This window comes from Rhodoferax ferrireducens (assembly GCF_031458075.1).
Lineage (GTDB): Bacteria > Pseudomonadota > Gammaproteobacteria > Burkholderiales > Burkholderiaceae_C > Rhodoferax_B > Rhodoferax_B ferrireducens_A.
Genome location: NZ_JAVDXT010000004.1, coordinates 1 through 24,431 on the forward strand (window position 1 = coordinate 1; position 24,431 = coordinate 24,431).

Below are 24,431 nucleotides of genomic sequence, written 5' to 3' on the forward strand. Positions count from 1 at the left end.
ACGGCCAGACCACCATCCAGCGCGGCGACACCGTGTGCGTCAGCGCACCGCCGGAGCAGCTGCACTGCTTTGATTCCAACGGCCTACGGTTGTAAACCCCACAGCTTCACCTAACCCCCGTATTCGTTCTGCATACCTCAGTGATCAGTACCTTAACCATTTAATGAAAGTGAAAGCAAAGCTATGAAACCGTGGAGCACCGAACTTTGGTCCCTTGAGGGAGACGACAACACCCGCATCGCTCGCGCCCGGCTCGACGATGGCGCCGAAATGAGCGTGCGATTTGTTTCGCCAACCATGGCGCGGGTAACGCTTTGCCCGGTCGGTGGCTGGCGCGAGCCGCGGACCTGGGCCATCGCCCCACAGCCCGGCACCGACGTGCCGTGGGAAGGGCGTGAGCGTGATGATGGGTCTGGCTTCCAGCTTCCGGTCACGCACGCCAGTCAAAGCCGCTTTGGTACGGAACAACTCACCGTCACTTTGAGCGTTGCGCCGCTGCGCCTGCAATGGCATGCCTTTGGGGCCGAGACGCCGGTAGTGAACGACCGCAAGACCACGGCCTATCTGCGTCAATCGCGCGGTGGCCTGGTGCGCCACTACCTGGAGCGCCACACCACCGACCGCTACTATGGTTTGGGTGACAAGACCGGCCCGCTCAACCTGCACGGGCGGCGCTTGCGGACTGCGGCATTTGACTCGATGGGCTACGACCCGGAACATGGCGATCCGCTCTACAAGCACTGGCCTTTCGTGATGAGCCGCGCGGCCAATGGGCAATGGGTGGGCATCTACTACGACACGCTGGCCAACTGCACTTTTGATCTCGGCTGTGAACACGACAACTACCACGACTTCTACCGCTATGTGGAGATTGAAGACGGTGATTTGGACTACTACCTGATGGTCGGTCGCACCCCGGCCGAGGTTATTTCGCAGTTCGTGGGGCTCATTGGTGGAAGTCACCTGCCACCGCGCTGGACATTGGGCTTTGCACAAACGGCAATGGGGCTGACCGACCAGCTCGATGCCCAGGCGCGTTTAACGGCGTTCATCGACGAGGCTGTCGCCAACCGCATTCCGATTTCGTCCTTTCACTACGGGTCTGGCTATTCCAGCCGTGGCAAGCGGCGCTATGTGTTCACCTGGAACCACGACAAGTTTCCCGACCCCAAGGCATTGAACGCAAAGTTTCACAACCATGGCATGCACGTGGTTGCCAACCTAAAGCCGTGTCTGCTGGACGACCACCCGGCCTACGAGGAGGTCAAGGCAAAGGGTGCGTTCGTGGCCGACTCTCGCACCGGAGAACCGGTGGTCGAACCCTTCTGGGACGGCGTGGGTTCGCACCTGGACTTCACCCAGCCAGCAGCCATCCGCTGGTGGCAGGACGGGCTGAAGCAGCAGGTGCTGGACTACGGTATCGACGTGGGATGGAATGACAACAACGAGTATTCGATCCAGGACGAGGATGCGCAATGTGCGGGATTCGGGCGGCCCATTCCCATGCATCGCGCACGCGCGCTCCACCCGCTGCTCATGACGCGCGCCACGTTTGAGGCACAGCAGGAGCGCGCCAAGGACAAACAGGTCTATACCGTCTCCCGGGGCGGCATGCCCGGCATTCAGCGTTATGCCCAGACCTGGACCGGCGACAACACCACCAGCTGGCACACCTTGCGCTGGAATCTGCGCATGGGCTTGCAAATGAGCCTGTCGGGTATGTTCAATATTGGCCACGACATTGGCGGCTTCCACGGCCCCATGCCCGAGCCGGAGCTCTTTCTTCGCTGGGTGCAAGCCTGTTGCTTGAACCCACGTGCGATCGTCAACTCGTGGAAGGCCGGTGGCGTTAGTAGCGTGCCCTGGATGTACCCGGAGGTGACACCGGCCATCCGTCAGGCGATTGAGTTGCGCTACCGCCTGATGCCCTACCTGTGGTCGCTGTTCGAACGCGCCAGCCAACACCACGAGCCGATCATTCGGCCGACGTTTTACGATTTTCCGGATGATGCGCAGTGCCTGGAGGACTGCGATGATTTCATGCTGGGCCGCTCATTGCTGGTGGCCCCGGTGGTTGAGGAGGGCGCCACCACGCGGCGGGTCTACATGCCGGCATTGGCTGACGGCGAGCAGTGGTTTGATTTCGAAACCGGCGCAGCTTTCGCAAGCGGGCAGTGGCACATCGTTGACGCGCCGCTCGAGCGCTTGCCGTTGTTCGCCCGTGCTGGCGCGGCCATTCCGTGTGCTCAGCCCGAACCGGGTCAAATGCCGCGTTTCGACGACCCGGTGGTAGAGACCCGCGGGTTCTGAATGTCTGCGGGTCCAGGCCGGCACGCACTCGCATCACCCTCTGGGGGGCTCGTAGGCCGCGATATCGGGAGAGGGTGTTGATTTCCATCCAGAAGTGACCCCTTGCGGGTCAGGTTTGCGTGGAAATTAACCGGTGGCGAATATATAGCCACATATGCGGCTTCGAAAGCGAAAGTGGTCGATTTTGCAACCAGTTGCCTTCTGAACGATGCTTGTAAGGCTATGAGCTGCCTGCCCAGTTGGTGAGCGCAACTGCTATAGCGCTCCCGGCGCTGTATGCCAGCTGATGCGCTATGTCGAGTTCAGGGTTTCTATGCATATGCCGGTCCGGCGTATCGGATGCTGGCTTGTGTCTAGGTCCGGATCGTCGTCCATCGGTTCATCCGGTAGGTTGCTTACTTCTTTAAAAATCAATAGCTTAGGTCTATTTTTTCAGCCATTTTGAGGTGGCACAAGGGTTGCTCTACAGCATGGCCAGCCGCATCGCCCGATGCGAGACAAGGCCATGACACAGGAGACAACACATGACCATGATGGGTGACCATGATCCTATCGAGACCAGCGAATGGCTGGACGCGCTAGGCGCTGTTCAGCAGCACCGCGGCAGTGAACGCACCAACTTCCTGCTGAACCGTCTGGTCGACGCAGGCCGACGCGATGGGGTGTATGTGCCGCGGTCCCTGACCACGGCCTACAAGAACACCATCGCGCCCGAGAACGAGGAGAAGTCGCCCGGCGATCGCGACATCGAGCACCGCCTGCGCTCCATCATCCGTTGGAACGCAATGGCCATCATCCTGCGGGCCAACAAGGATTCGTCGGAGCTCGGCGGCCACATCGCCAGCTTCCAGTCGGCAGCCACGCTGTACGACATCGGATTCGGCCACTTCTGGCACGCACCCACCGAGACCCATGGCGGTGACCTGCTGTTCATCCAGGGTCACAGTTCGCCCGGTATCTATGCGCGGGCCTTCCTCGAAGGGCGTTTGACCGAGCAGCAACTACTCAATTACCGCCAGGAGACCGATGGCCAGGGCATTCCGTCCTATCCGCACCCCTGGCTGATGCCCGACTTCTGGCAATTCCCTACGGTGTCCATGGGCCTGGGCCCGCTGATGGCCATCTACCAGGCGCGCTTTCTCAAGTATCTGCATGGCCGTGGACTGGCCGATACCACGCCGCGCAAGGTGTGGGCCTTCATGGGCGACGGCGAGATGGACGAGCCTGAATCACTGGGCGCGATTTCGCTGGCCGGCCGCGAGAATCTGGACAACCTGGTGTTCGTCATCAATTGCAATCTGCAGCGCCTGGACGGTCCGGTGCGCGGTAACGGCAAGATCATCCAGGAGCTCGAATCGGTGTTCCGCGGCGCCGGCTGGAACGTCATCAAGATCGTCTGGGGCGGCGGCTGGGATACGCTGCTGGCCAAGGACAAGAGCGGCAAGCTGCTGCAGCGCATGGAGGAGTGCGTCGACGGCGAATACCAGGACTTCAAGAGCAAGAGTGGCGCCTATGTGCGGGAGCATTTCTTCGGCAAGTACGACGAAACCCGCGCGCTGGTGGCCGACATGAGCGACGACGAAATCTGGGGGCTGACGCGTGGCGGCCACGACCCGGTGAAGGTGTTTGCCGCCTACGCTGCGGCCGTCAAGCACACCGGCCAGCCGACCTTGATCCTGCCGAAGACCGTGAAGGGCTACGGCATGGGCGAATCGGGCGAAGGCCAGATGATCGCCCACCAGGCCAAGAAGATGACGCAGGACGCGCTGCGTGGCTTCCGCGACCGCTTTCAGATCCCCGTGTCGGACGAGGACCTGCCCAACATCCCCTTCATCAAGCTGCCCGAAGACAGCCCCGAGATGCAGTATCTGCGCGCGCGCCGCGCCGCACTCGGCGGCTATCTGCCACAGCGCCGGCAGAAGTCGGCCGCGCTGGAGATCCCGCCGCTGGCCAGCTTCGAGCGCCTGCTCAAGGACACCGGCGAGCGCGAGATCTCCACCACCATGGCCTTTGTGCAGATGCTCGGCACCCTGGTGCGCGACAAGCAGATCGGCAAGCACGTGGTGCCCATCGTGCCCGACGAGTCGCGCACCTTCGGCATGGAAGGCATGTTCCGCCAGCTCGGCATCTGGTCGTCGCTGGGCCAGCTGTACAAGCCGCAGGACGCCGACCAGCTGATGTACTACCGCGAATCGAAAGACGGCCAGGTGCTGCAGGAAGGCATCAACGAAGGCGGCGCCATGTCCAGCTGGATCGTGGCGGCCACCTCGTACAGCACGAACAACGTGCCGATGATTCCGTTCTACATCTACTACTCGATGTTCGGCCTGCAGCGCGTCGGCGACCTGGCCTGGCTGGCCGGTGACATCCGGGCCCGCGGCTTCTTGCTGGGCGGCACGGCCGGGCGTACCACGCTGAATGGCGAAGGCCTGCAGCATGAGGACGGCCACAGCCACATCCTGGCCGGCACGATTCCCAACTGCGTCAGCTACGACCCGACCTTCGCCTACGAGGTGGTCACCATCATCCGCGACGGCATGCGCCGCATGTATGCCGAACAGGAAGACGTGTACTACTACGTCACCCTGATGAACGAAAACTACCCGCACCCCGGCATGCCCGAAGGCAGCGAGGCGGGCATCCTGAAGGGCCTGTACCAGCTCAGCGACGGCGGCAAGACACCGAAGAAGGGCCTGCGCGTGCAGCTCATGGGCAGCGGCACCATCCTGCGCGAGGTGATGTTCGCGGCCGAGTTGCTGAAGGCCGACTTCGGCATCGCCGCCGACGTGTGGAGCGCCACCAGCTACAACGAGCTGCGCCGCGACGGCATGGCCGCCGAGCGCTGGAGCCGGCTGCACCCCACCGAGCCGGCGTGCAAGAGCCACGTCGAGCAGTGCCTGGAAGGGCACGAGGGGCCGGTAATTGCCGCCACTGACTACATGCGCAACTACGCAGACCAGGTGCGCGAATACGTGCAGGCCGCGGGCCGGCGCTACACCGTGCTGGGCACCGACGGCTTCGGCCGCAGCGACTACCGGCGCAAGCTGCGCCGCTTCTTCGAGGTTGATCGCTGGCACGTGGCCGTGGCCGCACTCAAGGCGCTGGCCGACGACGGCGTGATCAAGCCAAGCGTCGTTGCCGACGCGATCAAGCAATACGGGCTCGACGCCGAGCGTGCCGCCCCCTGGACTGTGTGAGACGCAATATGAGCAATTCAATCGACATCCAAGTACCCGACATCGGCGACTTCTCTGACGTGCCGGTGATCGAGATCTTCGTCAAGGTGGGCGACATGGTGAAGGTCGAAGACCCGCTGGTCTCGCTCGAATCCGACAAGGCCACATTGGACGTGCCCGCGCCGCGCGGCGGCGTGGTCAAGGCCATCAGCGTGAAGCTGGGCGACAAGGTCAACCAGGGTTCCGTGATCATGCAGTTCGAGGCCGAAGGCGGCGCTGCCGCGGTGGCGCCGCCCGCCGAAGCCGCCAAGCCCAGCGTGACTGCGCCGCCATCGGCGGTGAGCGCGCCGGCCGGCCTGGCCGAGGTGCGTGTGCCCGACATCGGTGACTTCAAGGACGTGCCGGTCATCGAAATCTTCGTGAAAGTGGGCGACACGGTGAAGGCCGAGGACCCGCTGGTCTCGCTGGAATCCGACAAGGCCACGATGGACGTGCCGGCGCCGCTGTCCGGCGTGGTCAAGGAGATCCGCATCAAGATTGGCGACAAGGTCAGCGAGGGCTCGGTGGTGCTGCTGCTGGCCACCGGCGATGCGCCGAGCGCCGCCGCAACGGCGCCCACGGCCGCCGCCGCTGTCGCGCCCCCGGCGCAGGCCAGCGTCGCCGTTGGCGCTTCGGTCAACGAAGCCGCGTTTGCCCTGGCCTATGCGGGACCGGCGGTGCGCAAGCTGGCACGTGAACTCGGCGTGGACCTGGGCCGTGTCAGCGGCAGCGGCGACCATGGGCGCATCGTGCGCGCCGACGTCGAGGCCTTTGCCAAGGGCGGCGGCGCAGCTACCGCACCGGCCGCAGCCAAGCCTGCTTCCGCGCCCGCGGGCGTCGGCGTCGGCGGGCTCGAGTTGCTGGCCTGGCCCAAGGTGGACTTCGCCAAGTTCGGCCCGGTCGAGCGCAAGGAACTGTCGCGCATCAAGAAGATCAGCGGCGCCAACCTGCACCGCAACTGGGTGGTGATCCCGCACGTGACCACGCACGACGAGGCTGACATCACCGAGCTCGAGCAGTTCCGCGTGCAGATGAACAAGGAGCTGGAGAAGTCGGGCGTCAAGCTCAGCATGTTGCCCTTCATGATGAAGGCCGCAGTCTCGGCGCTGAAGAAGTTCCCCGAGTTCAACGCCAGCCTCGATGGCGACGCCCTGGTGCTGAAGAACTACTGGCACATCGGCTTCGCCGCCGACACGCCGAACGGGCTGATGGTGCCGGTGATCCGCGACGTCGACAAGAAGACCGTGCCCGAGATCGCCAAGGAGATGGGCGAGCTTGCCAAGCTGGCGCGCGAAGGCAAGCTCAAGCCCGACCAGATGTCGGGCGGCACCTTCACCATCAGCTCGCTGGGCGGCATCGGCGGCATCTACTTTACGCCCATCATCAACGCGCCCGAGGTGGCCATCATGGGCGTCTGCAAGAGCTACTGGAAGCAGCATTCCAGCGACGGCAAGACCTATACCTCGCGGCTCACGCTGCCGCTGTCGCTGTCGTGGGACCACCGCGTGATCGATGGCGCCGCCGCCGCGCGCTTCAACGTGCATTTCGCCAACGTGCTCGCCGATCTGCGGCGCGTGCTGTTCTGAAGGAAACCCTCCCATGTCTCAAACAGTGGAAGTCAAAGTCCCGGACATCGGCGACTTCAAGGATGTCGCGATCATCGAGCTACTGGTCAAGCCCGGCGAGGTGATCGCCGTGGATACCGGTCTGGTCATGGTCGAGTCCGACAAGGCCTCGATGGAGATTCCGTCGACCCATGCCGGCGTGGTCAAGGAGCTGAAGGTCAAACTCGGCGACAAGGTCAGCGAAGGTTCGGTGATCCTGGTGGTCGAGGCGGCGGGTGCCGCGGCAACCGCACCGGCACCGGTTGCAGCGCACGCAGCGGCTGCGCCGGTTGCCGCCGCGCCCGCCCCCAAGGCTGGCAGCTACGCTGGCAAGGCCGACATCGAATGCGAGGTGCTGGTGCTTGGCGCCGGCCCCGGCGGCTACTCGGCGGCCTTCCGCAGCGCCGACCTCGGCATGAAGACCGTGCTGGTCGAGCGCTATGCCACGCTGGGCGGGGTTTGCCTGAATGTAGGCTGCATCCCGTCGAAAGCGCTGCTGCACACCGCCAGCGTGATGGACGAGGTGAAGAACCTGGGCCACCACGGCATCAAGTTTGCCGCGCCCGAAATCGATCTCGATGGGCTGCGCGGCTTCAAGGACGGCGTGATCAAGAAGCTCACCGGCGGCCTGGCCGGCATGGCCAAGGCGCGCAAGGTCGAGGTCGTCACCGGCGTCGGCAGCTTTCTCGACCCGTATCACCTCGAAGTGCTGGGCGAGGGCGGTGCGAAGAAGGTCGTGAAGTTCGCCAAGGCCATCATCGCCGCCGGTTCGCAGGCGGTGAAGCTGCCCTTCATGCCCGTGGACGAGCGCGTGGTCGATTCCACCGGCGCGCTGCTGCTCAAAAGCATCCCCAAGCGCATGCTGGTGGTCGGCGGCGGCATCATCGGGCTGGAGATGGCCACGGTGTATTCCACGCTGGGCACGCGCATCGACGTGGTCGAGATGCTCGATGGCCTGATGCAGGGCGCCGACCGCGACCTGGTCAAGGTCTGGGAGAAGGTCAACGCGCCGCGCTTCGGCAGCGTGATGCTGAAGACCAAGACTGTCGGCGCCAAGGCGACCAAGGCCGGCATCGAGGTCAAGTTCGAAGGCGAGAAGGCGCCCAGCGAGCCGCAACTTTACGACCTGGTGCTGGTGGCCGTGGGGCGCAGCCCGAATGGCAAGAAGATCGCCGCCGACAAGGCTGGCGTGGCCGTCACCGATCGCGGCTTCATCAACGTCGACAAGCAGATGCGCACCAATGTGCCGCACATCTTCGCCATCGGCGACATCGTCGGCCAGCCGATGCTGGCGCACAAGGCGGTGCACGAGGCCCATGTGGCGGCCGAGGTCGCGCATGGCGAGGCCGCCTACTTCGACGCGCGGCAGATTCCGTCGGTGGCCTATACCGACCCTGAGGTGGCCTGGGCCGGCAAGACCGAGGAACAGTGTAAGGCCGAGGGCATCAAGATCGGCAAGGCGGTGTTCCCCTGGGCCGCGTCGGGCCGGGCTATCGCCAATGGCCGCGACGAGGGTTTCACCAAGCTGCTGTTCGACGAAGCCACGCACCGCGTGATCGGTGGCGGCATCGTTGGCACGCATGCGGGCGACCTGATCAGCGAGGTCTGCCTGGCCATCGAGATGGGCTGCGAGCCGGCCGATATCGGCAAGACCATCCACCCGCACCCGACGCTGGGGGAATCCATCGGCATGGCGGCCGAGGTCTTCGAGGGCCATTGCACCGATCTGCCTCCGGTGAAAAAGAAATAGGCCACCGCACCATGCCCATCGAGCTAGCCTGTGAGGCCCTGGGAGCGGGGCGACCTGTGGTGATCCTGCACGGCCTGTTCGGCGCCGGCTGCAACTGGAGCGAGGTTGCGCGCTCGTTGGCCACCCGCTACCGCGTCTACCTGCCCGATGCCCGCAACCATGGCGCTTCGCCCTGGTCGGACAACATGTCCTACCCCAAGATGGCGCTGGACGTGAAGGTACTGATCGAACGAGAGCGGCTGCAGCGGCCGATGCTGGTCGGTCACAGCATGGGCGGCAAGACCGCTATGACATTGGCCTTGAGCCATCCGGAACTCGTCGGCGGCGTTGCTGTGATCGACATCGCCCCGGAACACTATGCCGAACAATTTTCCACCTATGTAACGGCCATGCGCAGCCTGGATTTGGCCGCGGCGGCGGCAGCAGCACGCCGGCAGTTCCGCGAAGCGTTGGCAAGCAGCCTGCGGCCAGATATCTCGCAGAACTTTCTGATGCAGAACTTGCGGCGCCACAACGAACGTTTTGACTGGCGTCTCAATTTGATGGCTACGGCCGTCTGTATGCCGGATTTGTGCGCATTCCCGGAGGCGTTGCCGCACAAATGCTACGAGGGACCGGCGTTGTTTCTGAGCGGAGAAGAGTCTGACTACGTGCGAAAGGAATCGCAAGCCCGCATCCTGGCGCTATTTCCAGAGGCTGAATTCGGGCGTATCCCCGATGCCGGTCACTGGGTACACGCGGATCAGCCGCAGGCGTTGCTGTGCGGTTTGCACGACTGGCTGAGCGAAGTGCACGCCACTGTTACACGCTGAATCCATCACCTTTGAGAAGAACGGAGACAAAACCATGACCGACAATCTGCGGGAAGCCGCACTTGACTACCACCGCTATCCGACACCGGGCAAGATCTCGGTAATGCCTACCAAGGCCATGGTCACGCAGCGCGACCTGGGTCTGGCCTATTCACCCGGCGTGGCAGAGGCCTGCCTGGCCATCGTCGAAGACCCGCGCGAAGCGGGCAATCTGACGGCGCGCAATAACCTGGTGGCGGTGATCACCAACGGCACGGCGGTATTGGGCCTGGGCAACATCGGCCCACTGGCCGGCAAGCCGGTAATGGAAGGCAAGGGCTGCCTGTTCAAGAAGTTCGCCGGTATTGACGTGTTCGACATAGAACTCGACGAGCTCGACCCCGACAAGCTGATCGACACCATCGCCCGCATGGAGCCGACTTTCGGCGGTATTAACCTCGAGGACATCAAGGCGCCCGAGTGCTTCTACATAGAAACCAAGCTGCGCGAGCGCATGAAGATTCCGGTGTTCCACGACGACCAGCACGGTACGGCTATCGTGGCGGCGGCGGCGATCCTGAACGCCCTCAAGCATGTGGGTAAGGACATCGCCAAAGTCAAGCTGGTGGCATCGGGTGCGGGTGCCGCGGCGCTGGCCTGCCTGGACCTGGCGGTGAGCCTGGGCGTGCGGCGCGAAAACGTCTATGTCAGCGATGCTAAGGGCGTGGTCTACATCGGCCGCACCGAAGGCATGGACCCGAACAAGGCCCGCTACGCGCAGAACACCAGCGCTCGGACGCTGGGCGACATCATCGAAGGTGCCGACATCTTTCTCGGCCTGTCGGCTGGCGGTGTGCTTAAGCCCGAGATGGTCAAGACCATGGCCCGGGACCCGATCATCCTGGCAATGGCCAACCCTTCTCCGGAAATCATGCCCGAGGAGGCGTTGGCAGCGCGGCCCGATGCCGTCATCGGCACCGGCCGTTCGGACTACCCGAACCAGGTGAACAACGTGCTGTGTTTCCCGTTCATCTTCCGCGGCGCGCTCGATGTAGGTGCGACAACCATCAACGAGGAGATGAAGCTGGCCGCTGTGCGCGCTATTGCCGAGCTGGCGCTGGTGGAGATTCCGGAGACCGTGGCCCAGGCCTATGGCACGGTCGGCCTGCGCTTCGGCCGCGACTACCTGATCCCCAAGCCTTTCGACCCGCGCCTGATCGAGGTGGTGGCACCGGCGGTGGCCAAGGCGGCGATGGACAGCGGTGTGGCGCAGCGGCCGATTGCCGATCTGCTCGCTTACCGGCAGCAGCTGTCGCAGTTTGTCTACCAATCGGGTAGCAGCATGCAGCCGGTGTTCGCCGCCGCCAAGCGCGCGCCAAAGCGCGTGGTTTATGCCGAAGGTGAAGACGAGCGCGTGCTGCGTGCCGCCCAGGTGGTGGTGGACGAAGGGCTGGCGCGGCCGCTGCTGCTCGGGCGCCCCGACGTCATCGCCCAGCGTATCGCCCAGTTTGGTCTGCGCATCGAGCTCGGCAAGGACTGCGAGGCCATTAATTTGCTCGACCCACATGTCTACGGCGATGCTGCCGACGACTACTACCAACTGAAGCGACGCGATGGCGTCTCGCCAGCGGTGGCGCGCGCCGAGATGCGCAGCCGCTGCACCCTGCTGGCCGCGATGCTGGTGCGCCAGGGGCGCGCCGACGCCATGCTTTGCGGTACTTTCGGCAGCTACGGTGACCATCTGCGCCATGTACGCGACGTGATCGGCCTGCGCCCGGGCAGCCAGACCATGGCGGCGATGCAGATGTTGATGCTGCCTGGGCGCCAGCTGTTCATCTGCGACACCCATGTGAACCGCGATCCCGATGCCGAGCAGGTGGCCGAGATCGCCTTGCTGGCCGCAGAGGCGGTGTGCCGCTTCGGTGTGACGCCAAGTGTGGCGCTGCTCTCGCATTCCAGCTTCGGCGGCTCGGATGCTCCGTCCGCAGTGAAGATGCGCACCGCCCTGGGCCTGATCCGGGCGCGCGATCCGCAGCTAGCGGTGGAAGGCGAGATGCGCGGCGACGCCGCCTTGTCCAAGACCATACTCGACCACGAGTTCCCTGACTCGGGACTCAGCACCGAAGCCAACGTGCTTGTGATGCCGAATGTCGACGCGGCCAATATCTCCTACAACCTGCTGCGCATCGCCGCCGGCAGCGGCATCACCGTGGGCGGCATCCTGCTGGGCGCGGCGCGGCCGGTGCACATCCTGACGCCGTCCTCGACGGTGCGGCGCATCGTCAACATGACGGCGTTGGCCGTGGTCGATGCGGCTCTGCAGCGCACGGCAACGCACGCGATCGATTGATATGGCAGCGAGTGAAGCTGTCATAACCGCGCCGCAGCGCGGTGAAGCCAAGACCGCGCGCATTCCGATCCGCGTGGAGGTGGCTGTGCCGTTGCCCAAGCCGGACTGGATCCGCGTGCGCCTGTCGCAGGCCGAGAACTTCCATACGGTCAAGCGCGTTCTGCGCGAGGCCAAGCTGCACACCGTGTGCGAAGAGGCCTCGTGCCCGAACATCGGCGAGTGCTTTGGCAAGGGTACAGCCACCTTCATGGTGCTGGGCGCGCTGTGCACGCGCCGCTGCCCGTTCTGCGACGTGGCCCATGGCCGGCCCCAGCCACCCGACCCACTGGAGCCGCAGCACCTGGCCGACACCGTGGCCCGGCTCGGCCTGAACTATGTGGTGGTGACCAGCGTCGACCGCGACGATCTGCGCGATGGCGGGGCGGCGCATTTCGCCGAGTGTATCGGTGCCATACGCCGGCAGTCGCCCGCCACCCGCGTCGAGGTGCTGACGCCGGACTTTCGCGGCCGGGCCACGCTGGCGCTGGACATTCTGGCGGCCAGTCCGCCGGACGTGATGAACCACAACCTCGAAACCGTGCCGCGCCTGTACCGCCAGGCGCGGCCGGGTGCGGACTACGGCCACTCGCTGCGCCTGCTGCAGTCGTTCAAGCAGCGCTGCCCGTATGTGCCGACCAAGTCGGGCCTGATGCTGGGCCTGGGCGAAACCGACGAGGAAGTGCTGGAAGTCATGCATGACCTGCGCCTGCATGGCGTAGACATGCTGACGGTGGGCCAGTACCTGCAGCCACGGCCCGGCAACCTTAGCGTGCAGCGTTACGTGGCGCCGGAGCAGTTCGATCGGCTCGCCGCACAGGCGCGCGCCATGGGTTTTGCACACGCTGTCTGCGGGCCGCTGGTGCGATCAAGTTATCACGCCGACCGGCAGGCCCATGCGGCCGGCATCTGAACCAGAAGATCAACTTAGGAGACATCCGTGGACCATCAAAACGTATCCAAGCCTTTCTACAAGTCCCTGTACTTTCAAGTGATTACCGCCATCGTCGTGGGGGTGCTTCTCGGCCATTTCTACCCACAAACGGGTGAAGCAATGAAGCCACTGGGCGACGGCTTCATCAAGCTGATCAAGATGATCATCGCGCCTATCATCTTCTGCACCGTGGTAGTCGGTATTGCCGGCATGGAAGACATGAAGAAGGTCGGCAAGACCGGCGGCCTGGCTTTACTGTATTTCGAAATTGTCAGCAGCGTTGCACTCGTCGTCGGTCTGGTGATCATCAACTTGGTGAAACCGGGGGTGGGCATGAACATCGACCCGAGTACGCTCGATGCCAAGTCCATCGCCGCTTACACAGGGCCTGGAAAGATGGCTTCGACCACCGACTTCCTACTCAACGTTATCCCCAGCACGGTGGTCGACGCCTTCGCCAAGGGTGAGATCTTGCAGGTGCTGCTGTTTGCTGTGATGTTCGGATTTGCGTTGCACAAGTTCGGTGGCCGTGGCACCCTGGTGTTCGACTTCATAGAGAAGTTTTCGCATGTGCTGTTCTCCATCGTCGGTTACATCATGAAGGTGGCGCCCATCGGAGCCTTCGGAGCGATGGCTTTCACTATCGGGAAATACGGCGTTGGCTCGTTGCTACAACTCGGCCAGCTCATGGCAACGTTCTACATCACCTGCTTACTGTTCATCTTTATCGTGCTCGGCGGCATCGCCAAAGCCCATGGCTTCAGCATCTGGAAGTTCATCAAGTACATCAAAGAAGAACTGCTGATTGTGCTTGGCACATCGTCGAGCGAGGCAGCGCTGCCGCGCATGATGGTCAAGATGGAGAACCTTGGCGCCAAGAAGTCGGTGGTCGGCCTAGTGATTCCCACGGGTTACTCGTTCAATCTGGACGGCACCTCAATTTACCTGACCATGGCGGCCGTCTTCATTGCCCAGGCCACCAATACGCCTCTGGACATCACGCACCAGATCACACTGCTATTGGTACTGCTGCTGACGTCAAAGGGCGCGGCAGGGGTCACCGGCAGTGGCTTCATCGTGCTCGCGGCGACGTTGTCGGCTGTTGGCCATGTGCCGGTGGCCGGCCTGGCCTTGATCCTGGGAATCGACCGATTCATGTCGGAGGCCCGTGCGCTGACCAATCTGATTGGTAACGGTGTGGCCACGCTGGTGGTCGCTAAGTGGACCGGTGACCTTGACACCGAGCGCATGCGTCGGCATCTTGACCAGGGCGCGAGCGCCGAGGCCGACGAGCCGGAGGAGGTGCTCGATGTGGTGGAAACCCACATGTCTGCAGGGCCGGTGCGCTGACGCGTTGCCGCCATTGTGATGCGCACCATGAGCAACCTTATGCCGAGACACCGCATCGTCATCGTTGGTGGCGGTGCCGGTGGGTTAGAGCTGGCCACCCGGCTCGGCGACTCGCTGGGTAAGCGCGGCCACGCCGAAATTACCCTGGTCGACAAGAATCGCACCCACGTTTGGAAGCCCAAGCTGCACGAAATCGCTTCGGGCAGCATGGATATGAGCGCCCACGAGGTGGACTACCTGGCCCAGGCGCATTGGCACCACTTCCGCTTTCGCGTGGGCGAGATGACGGGGCTGGACCGTGCGCGGCGCGAGGTGCGGGTAGCGGCCTACCACGACAGCGAAGGCCGCGAAGTGACGCCCGACCGCAGTTTCGGCTACGACACGCTGGTGCTGGCGCTGGGTAGCCACAGCAACGACTTCGGCACACCGGGCGTGAGCGAGCATGCGCTGAAGCTGGAATCCAAGGCCGACGCACGGCGCTTCAACGAGCGCATGGTCAATGCCTGCATCCGCGCCCATGCCCAGGCTGAGCCGTTGCGGCCGGAGCAGCTGCACGTGGCGATCATCGGCGCCGGTGCCACTGGCGTCGAGCTGGCGGCGGAACTGCACCGCACCACGCGCGAGGTAGTGGCCTACGGGCTGGACCGGGTCGATGCAGAGAAGGACATCCAGGTCTGCCTGATTGAGGCCGCGGACCGCGTGCTGCCGGCACTGCCGCCGCGCATGTCGCAGGCCACCGAGGTGCTGCTGCGCAAGCTCGGGGTGGTCGTGCATACGGCCGCCAGGGTTGCCGAGGTGCAGTCCGGCGGCGTGCGGCTAGCGGATGGCCGCGTGCTGCCGGCCGAGTTGGTGGTGTGGGCTGCAGGAGTCAAGGCGGCAGATTTCCTGAAGGAAATTGCTGGGCTCGAAAGTAACCGCAGCAACCAGCTCGTTGTGCAGCCGACCCTGCAGGCCACGCGCGACGAGAACGTATTTGTGATCGGTGACTGCGCGGCCTGTGCCTGGCCCGAGGCCAACGGCGGCAAGGGCGGCTTCGTACCACCGCGGGCCCAGGCTGCCCACCAGCAGGCATCGCATGTTGCGGCGCAGATCCAGCGACGCATGGCCGGCAAGCCACTTAAGCCCTACCGCTATCGAGACTTCGGCTCCCTGGTGTCGCTCGGCGAGTTCAGCACCGTGGGCAACATGATGGGAGGCCTGATCGGCGGCAGTCTGATGATTGAAGGCGCTTTCGCCCGGCTGATGTATGTGTCGCTGTACAAGATGCACGAGCTGGCCTTGCACGGCTTCTTCAAGGTGGCGCTGGACACGCTGGCACGCTTGATCACGCGTCGCACCGAGCCCCACGTCAAGCTGCACTGAGACCCAGGGTCTTTCCCATTTCCAGTTCTTTCGCACGTCAACAAGGAGACATTCATGAACGACATCGTCATCGTGGCCGCACAACGCACGGCCGTGGGCAAATTCGGCGGCTCGCTCGCCAAGACGGCGGCGCCCGACCTGGGCGCCCATGTGGTCAAAGGCCTGCTGGCCAAGGCCGGCGTGCCGGCCGACGCCATCTCGGAAGTCATCATGGGCCAGGTTCTCACCGCCGGTGCCGGCCAGAACCCGGCGCGCCAGACGGTGATCAAGGCCGGCCTACCGCAGACCGTGCCCGGCCTGACGATCAACAAGGTCTGCGGCTCGGGCCTGAAGGCGGTGATGCTGGCGGCGCAGGCGGTGAAATGCGGCGATGCCGAGATTGTGGTGGCCGGCGGCCAGGAGAACATGAGCGCCTCGCCCCACGTGCTGATGGGCAGCCGCGACGGCCAGCGCATGGGCGACTGGAAGATGATCGACTCCATGATTGTCGACGGTCTGTGGGACGTCTACAACCAGTACCACATGGGCACCACGGCCGAGAACGTGGCCAAGAAATACGGCATTACGCGCGAGATGCAGGACGCGTTAGCCCTGGCTTCGCAGCAAAAAGCCGTCGCGGCCCAGGAGGCAGGCCGCTTCAACGACGAGATCCTGCCGTTCAGCATCGCCCAGAAGAAGGGCGACCCCATCGTCTTTGGTGCCGACGAGTTCGTCAATCGAAAGACCAGTGCCGACGCGCTGGCCGGCCTGCGCCCGGCGTTCGACAAGACCGGCTCGGTGACGGCCGGCAATGCCTCGGGCCTGAACGACGGCGCGGCGGCGGTGCTGGTGATGTCGGCGCAGCGTGCCGCTGCGCTCGGCCTGCCGCCACTGGCGGTGATACGCGCCTATGCGAGTGCCGGGCTGGACCCGACCATCATGGGCATGGGGCCGGTACCGGCCTCGCAGCTGTGCCTGCAGAAGGCTGGCTGGAAGGCGCAGGACCTGGACCTGATGGAGATCAACGAAGCCTTCGCGGCCCAGGCATGCGCGGTGAACCAGGAAATGGGCTGGGACACCAGCAAGATCAACGTCAACGGCGGCGCCATCGCCATTGGCCACCCCATCGGCGCCTCCGGCTGCCGCATCCTGGTGACCCTGCTGCACGAGATGCGTCGCCGAGGTGCGAACAAGGGCCTGGCCTCGTTGTGCATAGGCGGCGGTATGGGCGTGGCCCTCGCGGTCGAACGCGCTTGAATTTCGATTTTCTACAACCAACAAGGAGCAACGATATGAACCAAAAACGAGTGGTACTGGTAACCGGCGGCATGGGCGGTCTGGGTGAGACGATTTCCACCAAGATGGTGGACGCGGGCTACAAGCTGGCCGTGACCTATTCCCCGGGAAACAAGACGCATGGCGAGTGGGTGGCGCAGATGAAGGAACGCGGCTACGACATCCTGGCTGTGCCCTGCGACGTGGCCGATTACGACTCTTGCACGGCAGCTGTGGCCCAGGTGCAGGCCAAGCTCGGCCCGGTGGACGTGCTGGTCAACAACGCCGGCATCACCCGCGACATGACCTTCAAGAAGATGGACAAGGTCAACTGGGATGCGGTGATGCGTACCAACCTCGACAGCCTGTTCAATATGAGCAAGCAGGTCGCCGACGGCATGGTCGAGCGCGGCTGGGGCCGGGTCATCAATGTCTCGTCGGTCAATGGCAGCAAGGGGGCGTTCGGCCAGACCAACTACTCGGCGGCCAAGGCTGGCGTGCATGGTTTCACCAAGGCGCTGGCGCTGGAGGTGGCGAAGAAGGGTGTGACCGTCAACACCATCTCGCCGGGCTATATCGGCACCAAGATGGTCACGGCGATTCCGCGCGAAGTGCTGGACAGCAAGATCCTGCCGCATATCCCGGTAGGCCGACTCGGCAAGCCCGAGGAAGTGGCCGGCTTGATCATCTATCTGGCTTCAGAAGAGGCAGCGTTCGTGACTGGCGCGAATATCGCCATCAACGGCGGCCAGCACATGCAATAACAAAACGATTTGCACGGCACCGGGGTGCTGCAAGTCCTAAAGGAGACGAGATGATCAAACACGGCATCGATCAGGACGCGCTGATCGGCACACTTTCCGCCGCCACGGCGCAGCAGGGCGAGGCGGTCCGCAAGGCCGTCAGTGAAGCGACTCTCAAGGCCCTGCAGGGCCGCGAGCTGACACTGACGCATATCAAGCAGGTGCTCAATACCGTAGCCCAGGCGGCATCCACCGGCGTCGCCGGCAATCCGCTCGGCGTGGTCGAACTGGAAGCCCTGCTCGGCAAGGCCGTTGCCGGCATGGATGGCGCGCTGGAACAGGCTGTGCAGGCAAACCGTCGGGCGCTGCAGCAGATGCTGGACCAGGGCGCGAGCCTGCAGGAGCAGCAGCTGAAGAAGGCGCTGGCCGACACCGAGAAGATGGAAGACGCGCTGTTCGCCTCGCTGCGCAAGGCCGCGGAATCTGCGGGGGCGCCGCTCGAAGGCCCGTGGAACGCGGTGCAGAAGTCCATGCAGAGCCAGGGTAGTGCCACGGGGACGCAAGCCTCGGCGGCGGTCGAGCAGCTGATGGAGAGCGCGCGCCAGAACCTGCGCGACGGCCGGGCCCTGGGGCTGCGTGCGTCGCAGGCCATGCTCGACAGCTACGCGACCCTGGTCAGCGGCGTGCTCATCGGCATGTCGGAGGCGCTGCAGCGCGGGAGCGGCAAAGCCGCGGCCCAGCCTAAGCCCGAGCCGGCCCGTCCACGCAAGAAGTAGGCGACGGGGTTTCGAGACGCGCTTAGTACACCACCAGAGAGCAATTCGATGGACGCCTTGACGCTAGCCCGCATGCAGTTCGCGGCCAACATCACATTCCATATCCTGTTCCCGACCATCAGCATCGGCATGGGCTGGTTGTTGCTGTTCCTGCGCTGGCGCTGGCTCAAGGCCGGCCGCAGCGGCGAGCCGCTGCGCGCACAGGGTTGGCTCGATGCCTACCGCTTCTGGACCAAGGTGTTCGCGCTGACCTTCGCGCTCGGCGTGGTCAGCGGCATCACCATGAGCTTCCAGTTCGGCACGAACTGGCCGGGCTTCATGGAGAAGGTCGGCAACATCGCCGGCCCGTTGCTGGGCTACGAGGTGCTGACGGCCTTCTTCCTCGAAGCCGGTTTTCTGGGCGTGATGTTGTTTGGCCACGGCAAGGTCGGCGAGCGCCTGCACCTGCTGTCGACCTTTCTGGTGGCCTTTGGCACCACGCTGTCGGCGTTTTGGATACTGGCGCTGAACTCCTGGATGCAGACGCCGGCCGGTCACGAGATCGTCAACGGGGAGTTCCAGGTACGCAGTTGGCTGGAGGTGGTGTTCAACCCCTCTTTCCTGTACCGCTTCACGCATATGCTGCTGGCCTCGGCGCTGACCTGCGCCTTTCTGCTGGTCGGCTTGTCCGCATGGCAGATCTTGCGCGGTGTGGGCCAGCGCTCGGCACCAAAGGTGTTGCGCGTCGGGTTGACGTTGGCGGCGCTGGCCATTCCGGTGCAGATCGTGGTCGGCGATATGCACGGCTTGAACACGCTCAAGCACCAGCCGGCCAAGATCGCCGCCATCGAGGGCGTGTGGGACACCGAGCGCGGCGCACCGCTGCTGCTGTTCGCCATTCCCGATGCGCAGCAGCGCAAGAACCATTTCGAGATCGGCGTGCCCAAAGGCGCGAGCCTGATTTTGACCCACCAGGTCGACGGTGAAATCCAGGGCATGAATGACTTCCCCGGGGCACATCCGCCACCGCTGCCGCTGTTCTTCGCTTTCCGCATCATGCTCGGCATGGGTGTGCTGATGCTGGCGACGAGCTGGCTAGGCTGGTGGCTGTACCGGCGCGCGCAGTGGCAGCCGGCGCACCTGCCGCGTGCGCTGCTATGGTTGTTTGCCGGGATGACCTTCTCCGGCTGGATCGCTACCGTGGCCGGCTGGTACGTTACCGAAGTCGGCCGCCAGCCTTTCATTGTCTACGGCCTGCTGCGCACCGCCGACGTGGCCTCAGCACAGCCGTCGTCGATGATCGGCCTGACGCTGGTGCTGTACGTAACCCTGTATCTGGCGCTGATCGTCGCCTATGTCTCGGTGCTCAAATACATGGCCGAAAAACCCGAGGAAGCGCTGGAGCCCGGGATGGCCGTGTTGCCACCAACGCCAGCCGGCACGACGCCGACAGCGGTGCAGGGGAGTGCGGCATGAACTGGATGGATTTTGATACCGCCTTGCCGGTGGTCTTCATGGCGCTGATGGGCATTTCCATGCTGGTCTACGTGGTCAGCGACGGCTACGACCTGGGCGTGGGCATGCTGATGCACCGCGCCAGTGATGCCGAAAAGGACGTGATGGTCGCATCCATCGGTCCGTTCTGGGACGCCAACGAGACCTGGCTGGTGCTGGGCGTGGGCATTCTGCTGGTGGCCTTTCCTAAGGCGCATGGCCTGGTGCTGGGCGAGCTTTACCTGCCGGTGGCGCTGATGCTGATCGGCCTGACCCTGCGCGGCGTGGCCTTTGACTTCCGTGTCAAGGCCAAGGATACGCACAAACGCACCTGGGACCGGCTGTTCTTCGCGGGCTCGACGCTGGCGGCGGTGTCGCAGGGCTGGATGCTCGGCCGTTACGTCAGCGGTTTCGGCAGCGGCTGGAACTACCCGCTTTTCGCTGCGGCGATTGCGCTGGCCCTGCCTATGGCCTATGTGCTGATGGGCGCCGCCTGGCTGATCATGAAGACCGAGGGCCCGCTGCAGGAGCGTGCCGTTGCCTGGGCCCGGACCGCCTGGGCGCCTATGGTGGGGGGAATGCTGCTGATCTCGATGGCCACGCCTTGGGTCAGCGCCACGGTGCGCGGGCGTTGGTTCGTGCTGCCGGAATTCATCGCGCTGATGGCCATTCCGCTGATGGCCGGGGTGGCGCTGGTGGCGGTGCGCGGGTTGCTGCATAGCCGCGTGGTGCGCGGCCCCTTGTGCTGGTTGCCCTTCGTGTTGCTGATCGTGGTGTTCGTGCTGGGCTTTCTGGGTTTGGCCTATAGCATCTATCCGTATGTTGTGATCGACCAACTGACCATCTGGCAGGCGGCCAGCCGTCCGGCGGCACTGAAGGTGATTTTGATAGGTGTCTGTATCTCGGTGCCAGCGATCATTGGCTACACTGTGTTTTCCTACTGGGTGTTCCGTGGCAAGACCAACGAACTGAAATACGCATGAATCCGGATGCAGGGACCTGGGGCTTTGAGCCTGCTTTGCAATCGGTTCACCGGGTTCGCCCCGATGTGACCCTTTGGGCCTTGTGACATACCCTGTTTATGTCTAAACCTGTGTCTGTTTCTCCCTCTCGGTTTCTGGCCAGGCAGCGACGCCTCTGGCATGGTTGGCTACGCTGGTGTGGGGCGCTGGCTCTGGTCGGGGCGGCGGCCTTCATGGGCCATCAACTGGCGCTGAATAGCGGTTTGGCGCGGTTGCGCGACGCCGCAGATCACCGACTCGATATGTTGACCAGTAACCTGGATGCCGATCTGGCCCGCTTTGACTACTTACCGGCCCTATTGGAGATGACGCCAGTGGTCCCCGCGCTGCTGAAGGATCCAACTAGCGTCCAGCTCCGCGACAACGCCAACCGCTATCTTACTGGCGTGAACGCCACCGTCGGCGCCGAGATGCTCTACGTGTTGGACAGTGTGGGGACTTCCCTGGCGGCCTCCGACTGGGGACAGGCAGGCACGACCATCGGGCAGGACTTGTCTTTCCGCCCCTACGTGGTGGCGGCATTGCAGCAGGGCCGGGGTCGTTTTTATGGGGTGGGTATCACCAGCAAGAAGCCAGGCTACTACCTGTCGTATGCACTGCACCGTGATCAGCACCTGCTGGGCGTGATGGCGGTCAAGGTCAATATCGAGCAGTCAGAGCATGACTGGCGAAAATTGCCTGGCGACGTGTTGCTGGTGGACGAACTGGGTGTGGTCATTCTGTCTACGCGCGACGACCTGAAGTTTCGGCCGCTGGCGCCACTGAATGCTACCCGCCAGGCTGAGTTACTCCGTTCCCGACCTTATGGCCAGGCTGCGTTGCAGCCTTTGCGTTGGAGTACCACGGAATCGCTGGCGGAAAACGCCCAGCTCGTCCTACTTGACAGCGTGGCCCATCTTGCGTCTACGCGACGGTTGCAACAGGCGCCTTGGCGTCTCGTGGTACTGGATGCGCTGGAGCCGGTGCGTTTGGCAGCGCGCTACGCCGCCATTACCAGTGGTCTGGCGACGGCGGTGCTGTTACTGCTTGCTGTCACTCTCTGGCAGCGTCGACGTGCGGTAAGGCACAAATTGGCCAGCCAGGCTGCGCTGCAAGCAGCGCATGACGGCCTTGAATCCACCGTAGCGGCCCGTACCGCACAGCTGCGCGCTGCGCAAAGTGAACTGGTGCATGCCGGCAAGATGGCGGTGCTCGGCCAGATGTCCGCCGGTATGGTGCATGAATTAAACCAACCGCTCACGGCTCTGCGCACCTTGTCGGAAAGTGCGGGCATTCTGCTCGACCAAGAACGCCCGGACGAGGTGCGCGGAAATCTGCGCAGGATTACCGGCATGGTGGACCGTCTGGCCCGCCTGACATCGCAACTTAAGACTTTCGCCTATAAAAGCGAACTGGCACTGGTGCCTATCCCCTTGGTGCGCGGTATTGCCGATGCGCAAGCCTTGCTAGGCTGGGGCCTGACTGCACATGGCATCACCGTCGAGGTCGATGTGCAGCCTGCCACGCTTTGTGTCATGGCTGAGGAAGCCGCACTCGGCAGCGTATTGGTCAATCTGATGCGCAACGCGATCGACGCCATGCAAGAGGCGCCGGAGCGTCGGCTGCGCATCGAAGCTAGAGCCCAGGGCCGCCGTGCGATCCTGCGCGTGAGCGATACAGGACCGGGCATCCGTGCGGATATCCTGCCGCGCCTGTTCGATCCCTTCGTCACCAGCAAGCCGGCAGGGGCTGGATTGGGGCTGGGTCTGGTAATTTCGGCCCAACTGGTGCGCGCCGTCGGCGGCACCCTGGACGCATTTAACCAGGAGGAGGGCGGTGCCTGTTTTGTCATTGATCTGCCCATGGTTGCCACACTGGAGTGAATTGCAAGTGAGTGAAAATTCTTCCATTCGGGTATTGCTGGTCGAAGACGATGAAGATGTACGGCTCAGCACAGCCCAGGCGCTGACGCTGGCTGGCTTCGAAGTTGAGTCTTTTGCCAGTGTCGAACGCGCTCGAGCGCAAGTCAGTTTCGGCGTGCCGGTCGTCATCGTGTGCGATGTGCGGCTACCGGGTATGAGCGGAGCCGAGTGGCTACCCGAGATTCGCACCATCGATGCCGAGCTTCCCGTCATCCTGGTCACTGGCCATGGTCACATCGCCATGGCGGTACAGGCCATGCGCGAGGGGGCCTACGACTTTATTGAAAAGCCGTTCGCATCAGAACGCCTGGTCGCCATCGTGCGCCATGCGATGGAGCGGCGGCAGTTGACGCTGCAGGTGCGCATGCTGCGCGATGCATTGGAGAACTGGCACGGGATACAGTCGGTGCTGATCGGCCGCTCGGCGCAGATGCAGCAGGTTCGACGTACTGTGAAAACCCTGGCGGAAACCTCGGCCGATGTGTTGATCTATGGTGAAACTGGGACTGGCAAGGAACTGGTCGCACGCTGTCTGCATGACCACGGCGAGCGTCGGAAGAAGAACTTCGTACCGCTGAATTGTGGTGGTCTGCCCGAGAGCCTGGCGGAAAGCGAGCTGTTCGGCCATGAGGCTGGCGCCTTCACCAGTGCCAACCGCCTGCGGGTGGGAAAGTTCGAATACGCGCACGGCGGCACCTTGTTTCTTGACGAAATTGAAAGCATGCCTATGGCGGTACAGATCAAGCTGCTGCGCGCGCTACAGGAGCGCTGCATCGAGCGCATCGGATCGAACAAGGCGATTCCCTTTGATTGTCGAATCGTGGCTGCTAGCAAGGATGATCTCAAGTCATTGAGCGATCAGCAGAAGTTCCGGGCTGACCTCTATTACCGTATCGGTGTGGCCTTCATCGAGCTGCCTCCGCTGCGGGAGCGCCGTGAGGACATTCCTTTATTGTTCGAACATTTCGTTTTGCTGGCGGCCAGCCGTTACGAGCGGGCAGCGCCGGTGCTAAGCAGCGCGCAGCTCGCCGATCTGATGGCCTATGCCTGGCCTGGAAATGTGCGCGAGCTGCGGAATGTGGCCGATCGTTTTGTGCTGGGCTTGCTGGGAGAGCGCTTGACGCAGGCGCGCGGAGCTTTTGATACCCTTCCGGGGCTGCCGCAAGGTCTGCCGCAGCAGGTTGAGTCGTTCGAGCGTGCCGTGATCATCGAGGCTCTGCGGCGCCACCAGGGCGACCAGCAGGCAACGGCCAGCGCCTTGGCCATACCGCGCCAGACGCTGCACGACAAGGTCCGAAAACTGGGTATCGTGGCGACTGAGTTCAAGTCGGCGAAGCTGTGAATTGACGGGGCGGTGTCAAGTGCTTGCCCGAAACTGATTTTCGAAATCCAATGTAGGGTGCTTGTAAGGACCTCGTAGTAACGCATCTATCCCTTTTGCGAGGGTTTTGTTCGTCCTCCTCTCTGGTTATTCTGCGCTGACCGCAATACATCCTGTAGGGTTGGTATTTCTTCGTAGTAAGTGGCCTTTCGCGGCGGCCCTTGTTTCGCCGGATTGAT

Annotated in this window: 16 protein-coding genes; all 16 read left to right on the forward strand. The window is 63.5% G+C overall.

All coding sequences use genetic code 11. The annotated features are described in order from the left end of the window. Positions 1-183 precede the first annotated feature (183 nt). Positions 184-2,310, forward strand: a complete 2,127-nt coding sequence (locus tag J2X19_RS18475; protein WP_310375371.1) for a glycoside hydrolase family 31 protein — start codon at positions 184-186, stop codon at positions 2,308-2,310. A gap of 524 nt (positions 2,311-2,834) precedes the next feature. After that, positions 2,835-5,507 carry a pyruvate dehydrogenase (acetyl-transferring), homodimeric type gene (aceE, locus tag J2X19_RS18480; protein ID WP_310375373.1) on the forward strand — a complete coding sequence of 891 codons (2,673 nt, stop codon included), beginning with the start codon at positions 2,835-2,837 and terminating at the stop codon, positions 5,505-5,507. An 8-nt stretch (positions 5,508-5,515) separates the two neighbouring features. Then, positions 5,516-7,111, forward strand: a complete 1,596-nt coding sequence (locus J2X19_RS18485) for a dihydrolipoyllysine-residue acetyltransferase (protein ID WP_310375374.1) — start codon at positions 5,516-5,518, stop codon at positions 7,109-7,111. Between the two features lie 13 nt (positions 7,112-7,124). Further along, positions 7,125-8,879: a dihydrolipoyl dehydrogenase gene (lpdA, locus tag J2X19_RS18490; protein ID WP_310375376.1), complete on the forward strand. Its 1,755-nt coding sequence runs from the start codon at positions 7,125-7,127 to the stop codon at positions 8,877-8,879. 11 nt (positions 8,880-8,890) lie between these two features. Next, positions 8,891-9,691 (forward strand): alpha/beta fold hydrolase, encoded by an 801-nt coding sequence (locus J2X19_RS18495; protein WP_310375378.1) that lies wholly within the window; start codon positions 8,891-8,893, stop codon positions 9,689-9,691. Positions 9,692-9,725: 34 nt separating this feature from the next. After that, positions 9,726-12,020 carry an NADP-dependent malic enzyme gene (locus J2X19_RS18500; protein ID WP_310375380.1) on the forward strand — a complete coding sequence of 765 codons (2,295 nt, stop codon included), beginning with the start codon at positions 9,726-9,728 and terminating at the stop codon, positions 12,018-12,020. Between the two features lies 1 nt (position 12,021). Beyond that, positions 12,022-12,969: a lipoyl synthase gene (lipA, locus tag J2X19_RS18505; RefSeq protein ID WP_310375382.1), complete on the forward strand. Its 948-nt coding sequence runs from the start codon at positions 12,022-12,024 to the stop codon at positions 12,967-12,969. Between the two features lie 27 nt (positions 12,970-12,996). Next, positions 12,997-14,340 carry a dicarboxylate/amino acid:cation symporter gene (locus J2X19_RS18510; protein ID WP_310375384.1) on the forward strand — a complete coding sequence of 448 codons (1,344 nt, stop codon included), beginning with the start codon at positions 12,997-12,999 and terminating at the stop codon, positions 14,338-14,340. A gap of 39 nt (positions 14,341-14,379) precedes the next feature. Next, positions 14,380-15,702, forward strand: a complete 1,323-nt coding sequence (locus J2X19_RS18515; protein ID WP_405048689.1) for an NAD(P)/FAD-dependent oxidoreductase — start codon at positions 14,380-14,382, stop codon at positions 15,700-15,702. A 54-nt stretch (positions 15,703-15,756) separates the two neighbouring features. After that, the gene (locus J2X19_RS18520) at positions 15,757-16,938 is read left to right on the forward strand and encodes an acetyl-CoA C-acetyltransferase (protein ID WP_310375389.1); all 1,182 of its coding nucleotides are present in this window, start codon (positions 15,757-15,759) and stop codon (positions 16,936-16,938) included. 35 nt (positions 16,939-16,973) lie between these two features. Beyond that, entirely contained in the window at positions 16,974-17,720 is a 747-nt protein-coding gene (gene phbB, locus J2X19_RS18525; RefSeq protein WP_116605661.1) for an acetoacetyl-CoA reductase, read from the forward strand. A gap of 50 nt (positions 17,721-17,770) precedes the next feature. After that, a complete protein-coding gene (locus tag J2X19_RS18530) occupies positions 17,771-18,475 on the forward strand; it encodes a DUF6781 family protein (protein WP_310375391.1) in 705 nt (234 codons plus the stop codon). A gap of 48 nt (positions 18,476-18,523) precedes the next feature. Further along, positions 18,524-19,930, forward strand: a complete 1,407-nt coding sequence (locus J2X19_RS18535) for a cytochrome ubiquinol oxidase subunit I (RefSeq protein ID WP_310375393.1) — start codon at positions 18,524-18,526, stop codon at positions 19,928-19,930. A 5-nt stretch (positions 19,931-19,935) separates the two neighbouring features. Further along, positions 19,936-20,931, forward strand: coding sequence for a cytochrome d ubiquinol oxidase subunit II (locus J2X19_RS18540; protein ID WP_310376204.1), 996 nt, complete (start codon positions 19,936-19,938; stop codon positions 20,929-20,931). Positions 20,932-21,143: 212 nt separating this feature from the next. Then, positions 21,144-22,832, forward strand: a complete 1,689-nt coding sequence (locus J2X19_RS18545) for a sensor histidine kinase (protein WP_310375395.1) — start codon at positions 21,144-21,146, stop codon at positions 22,830-22,832. 7 nt (positions 22,833-22,839) lie between these two features. Continuing rightward, positions 22,840-24,213, forward strand: a complete 1,374-nt coding sequence (locus J2X19_RS18550) for a sigma-54-dependent transcriptional regulator (protein ID WP_310375397.1) — start codon at positions 22,840-22,842, stop codon at positions 24,211-24,213. Positions 24,214-24,431 lie beyond the last annotated feature (218 nt).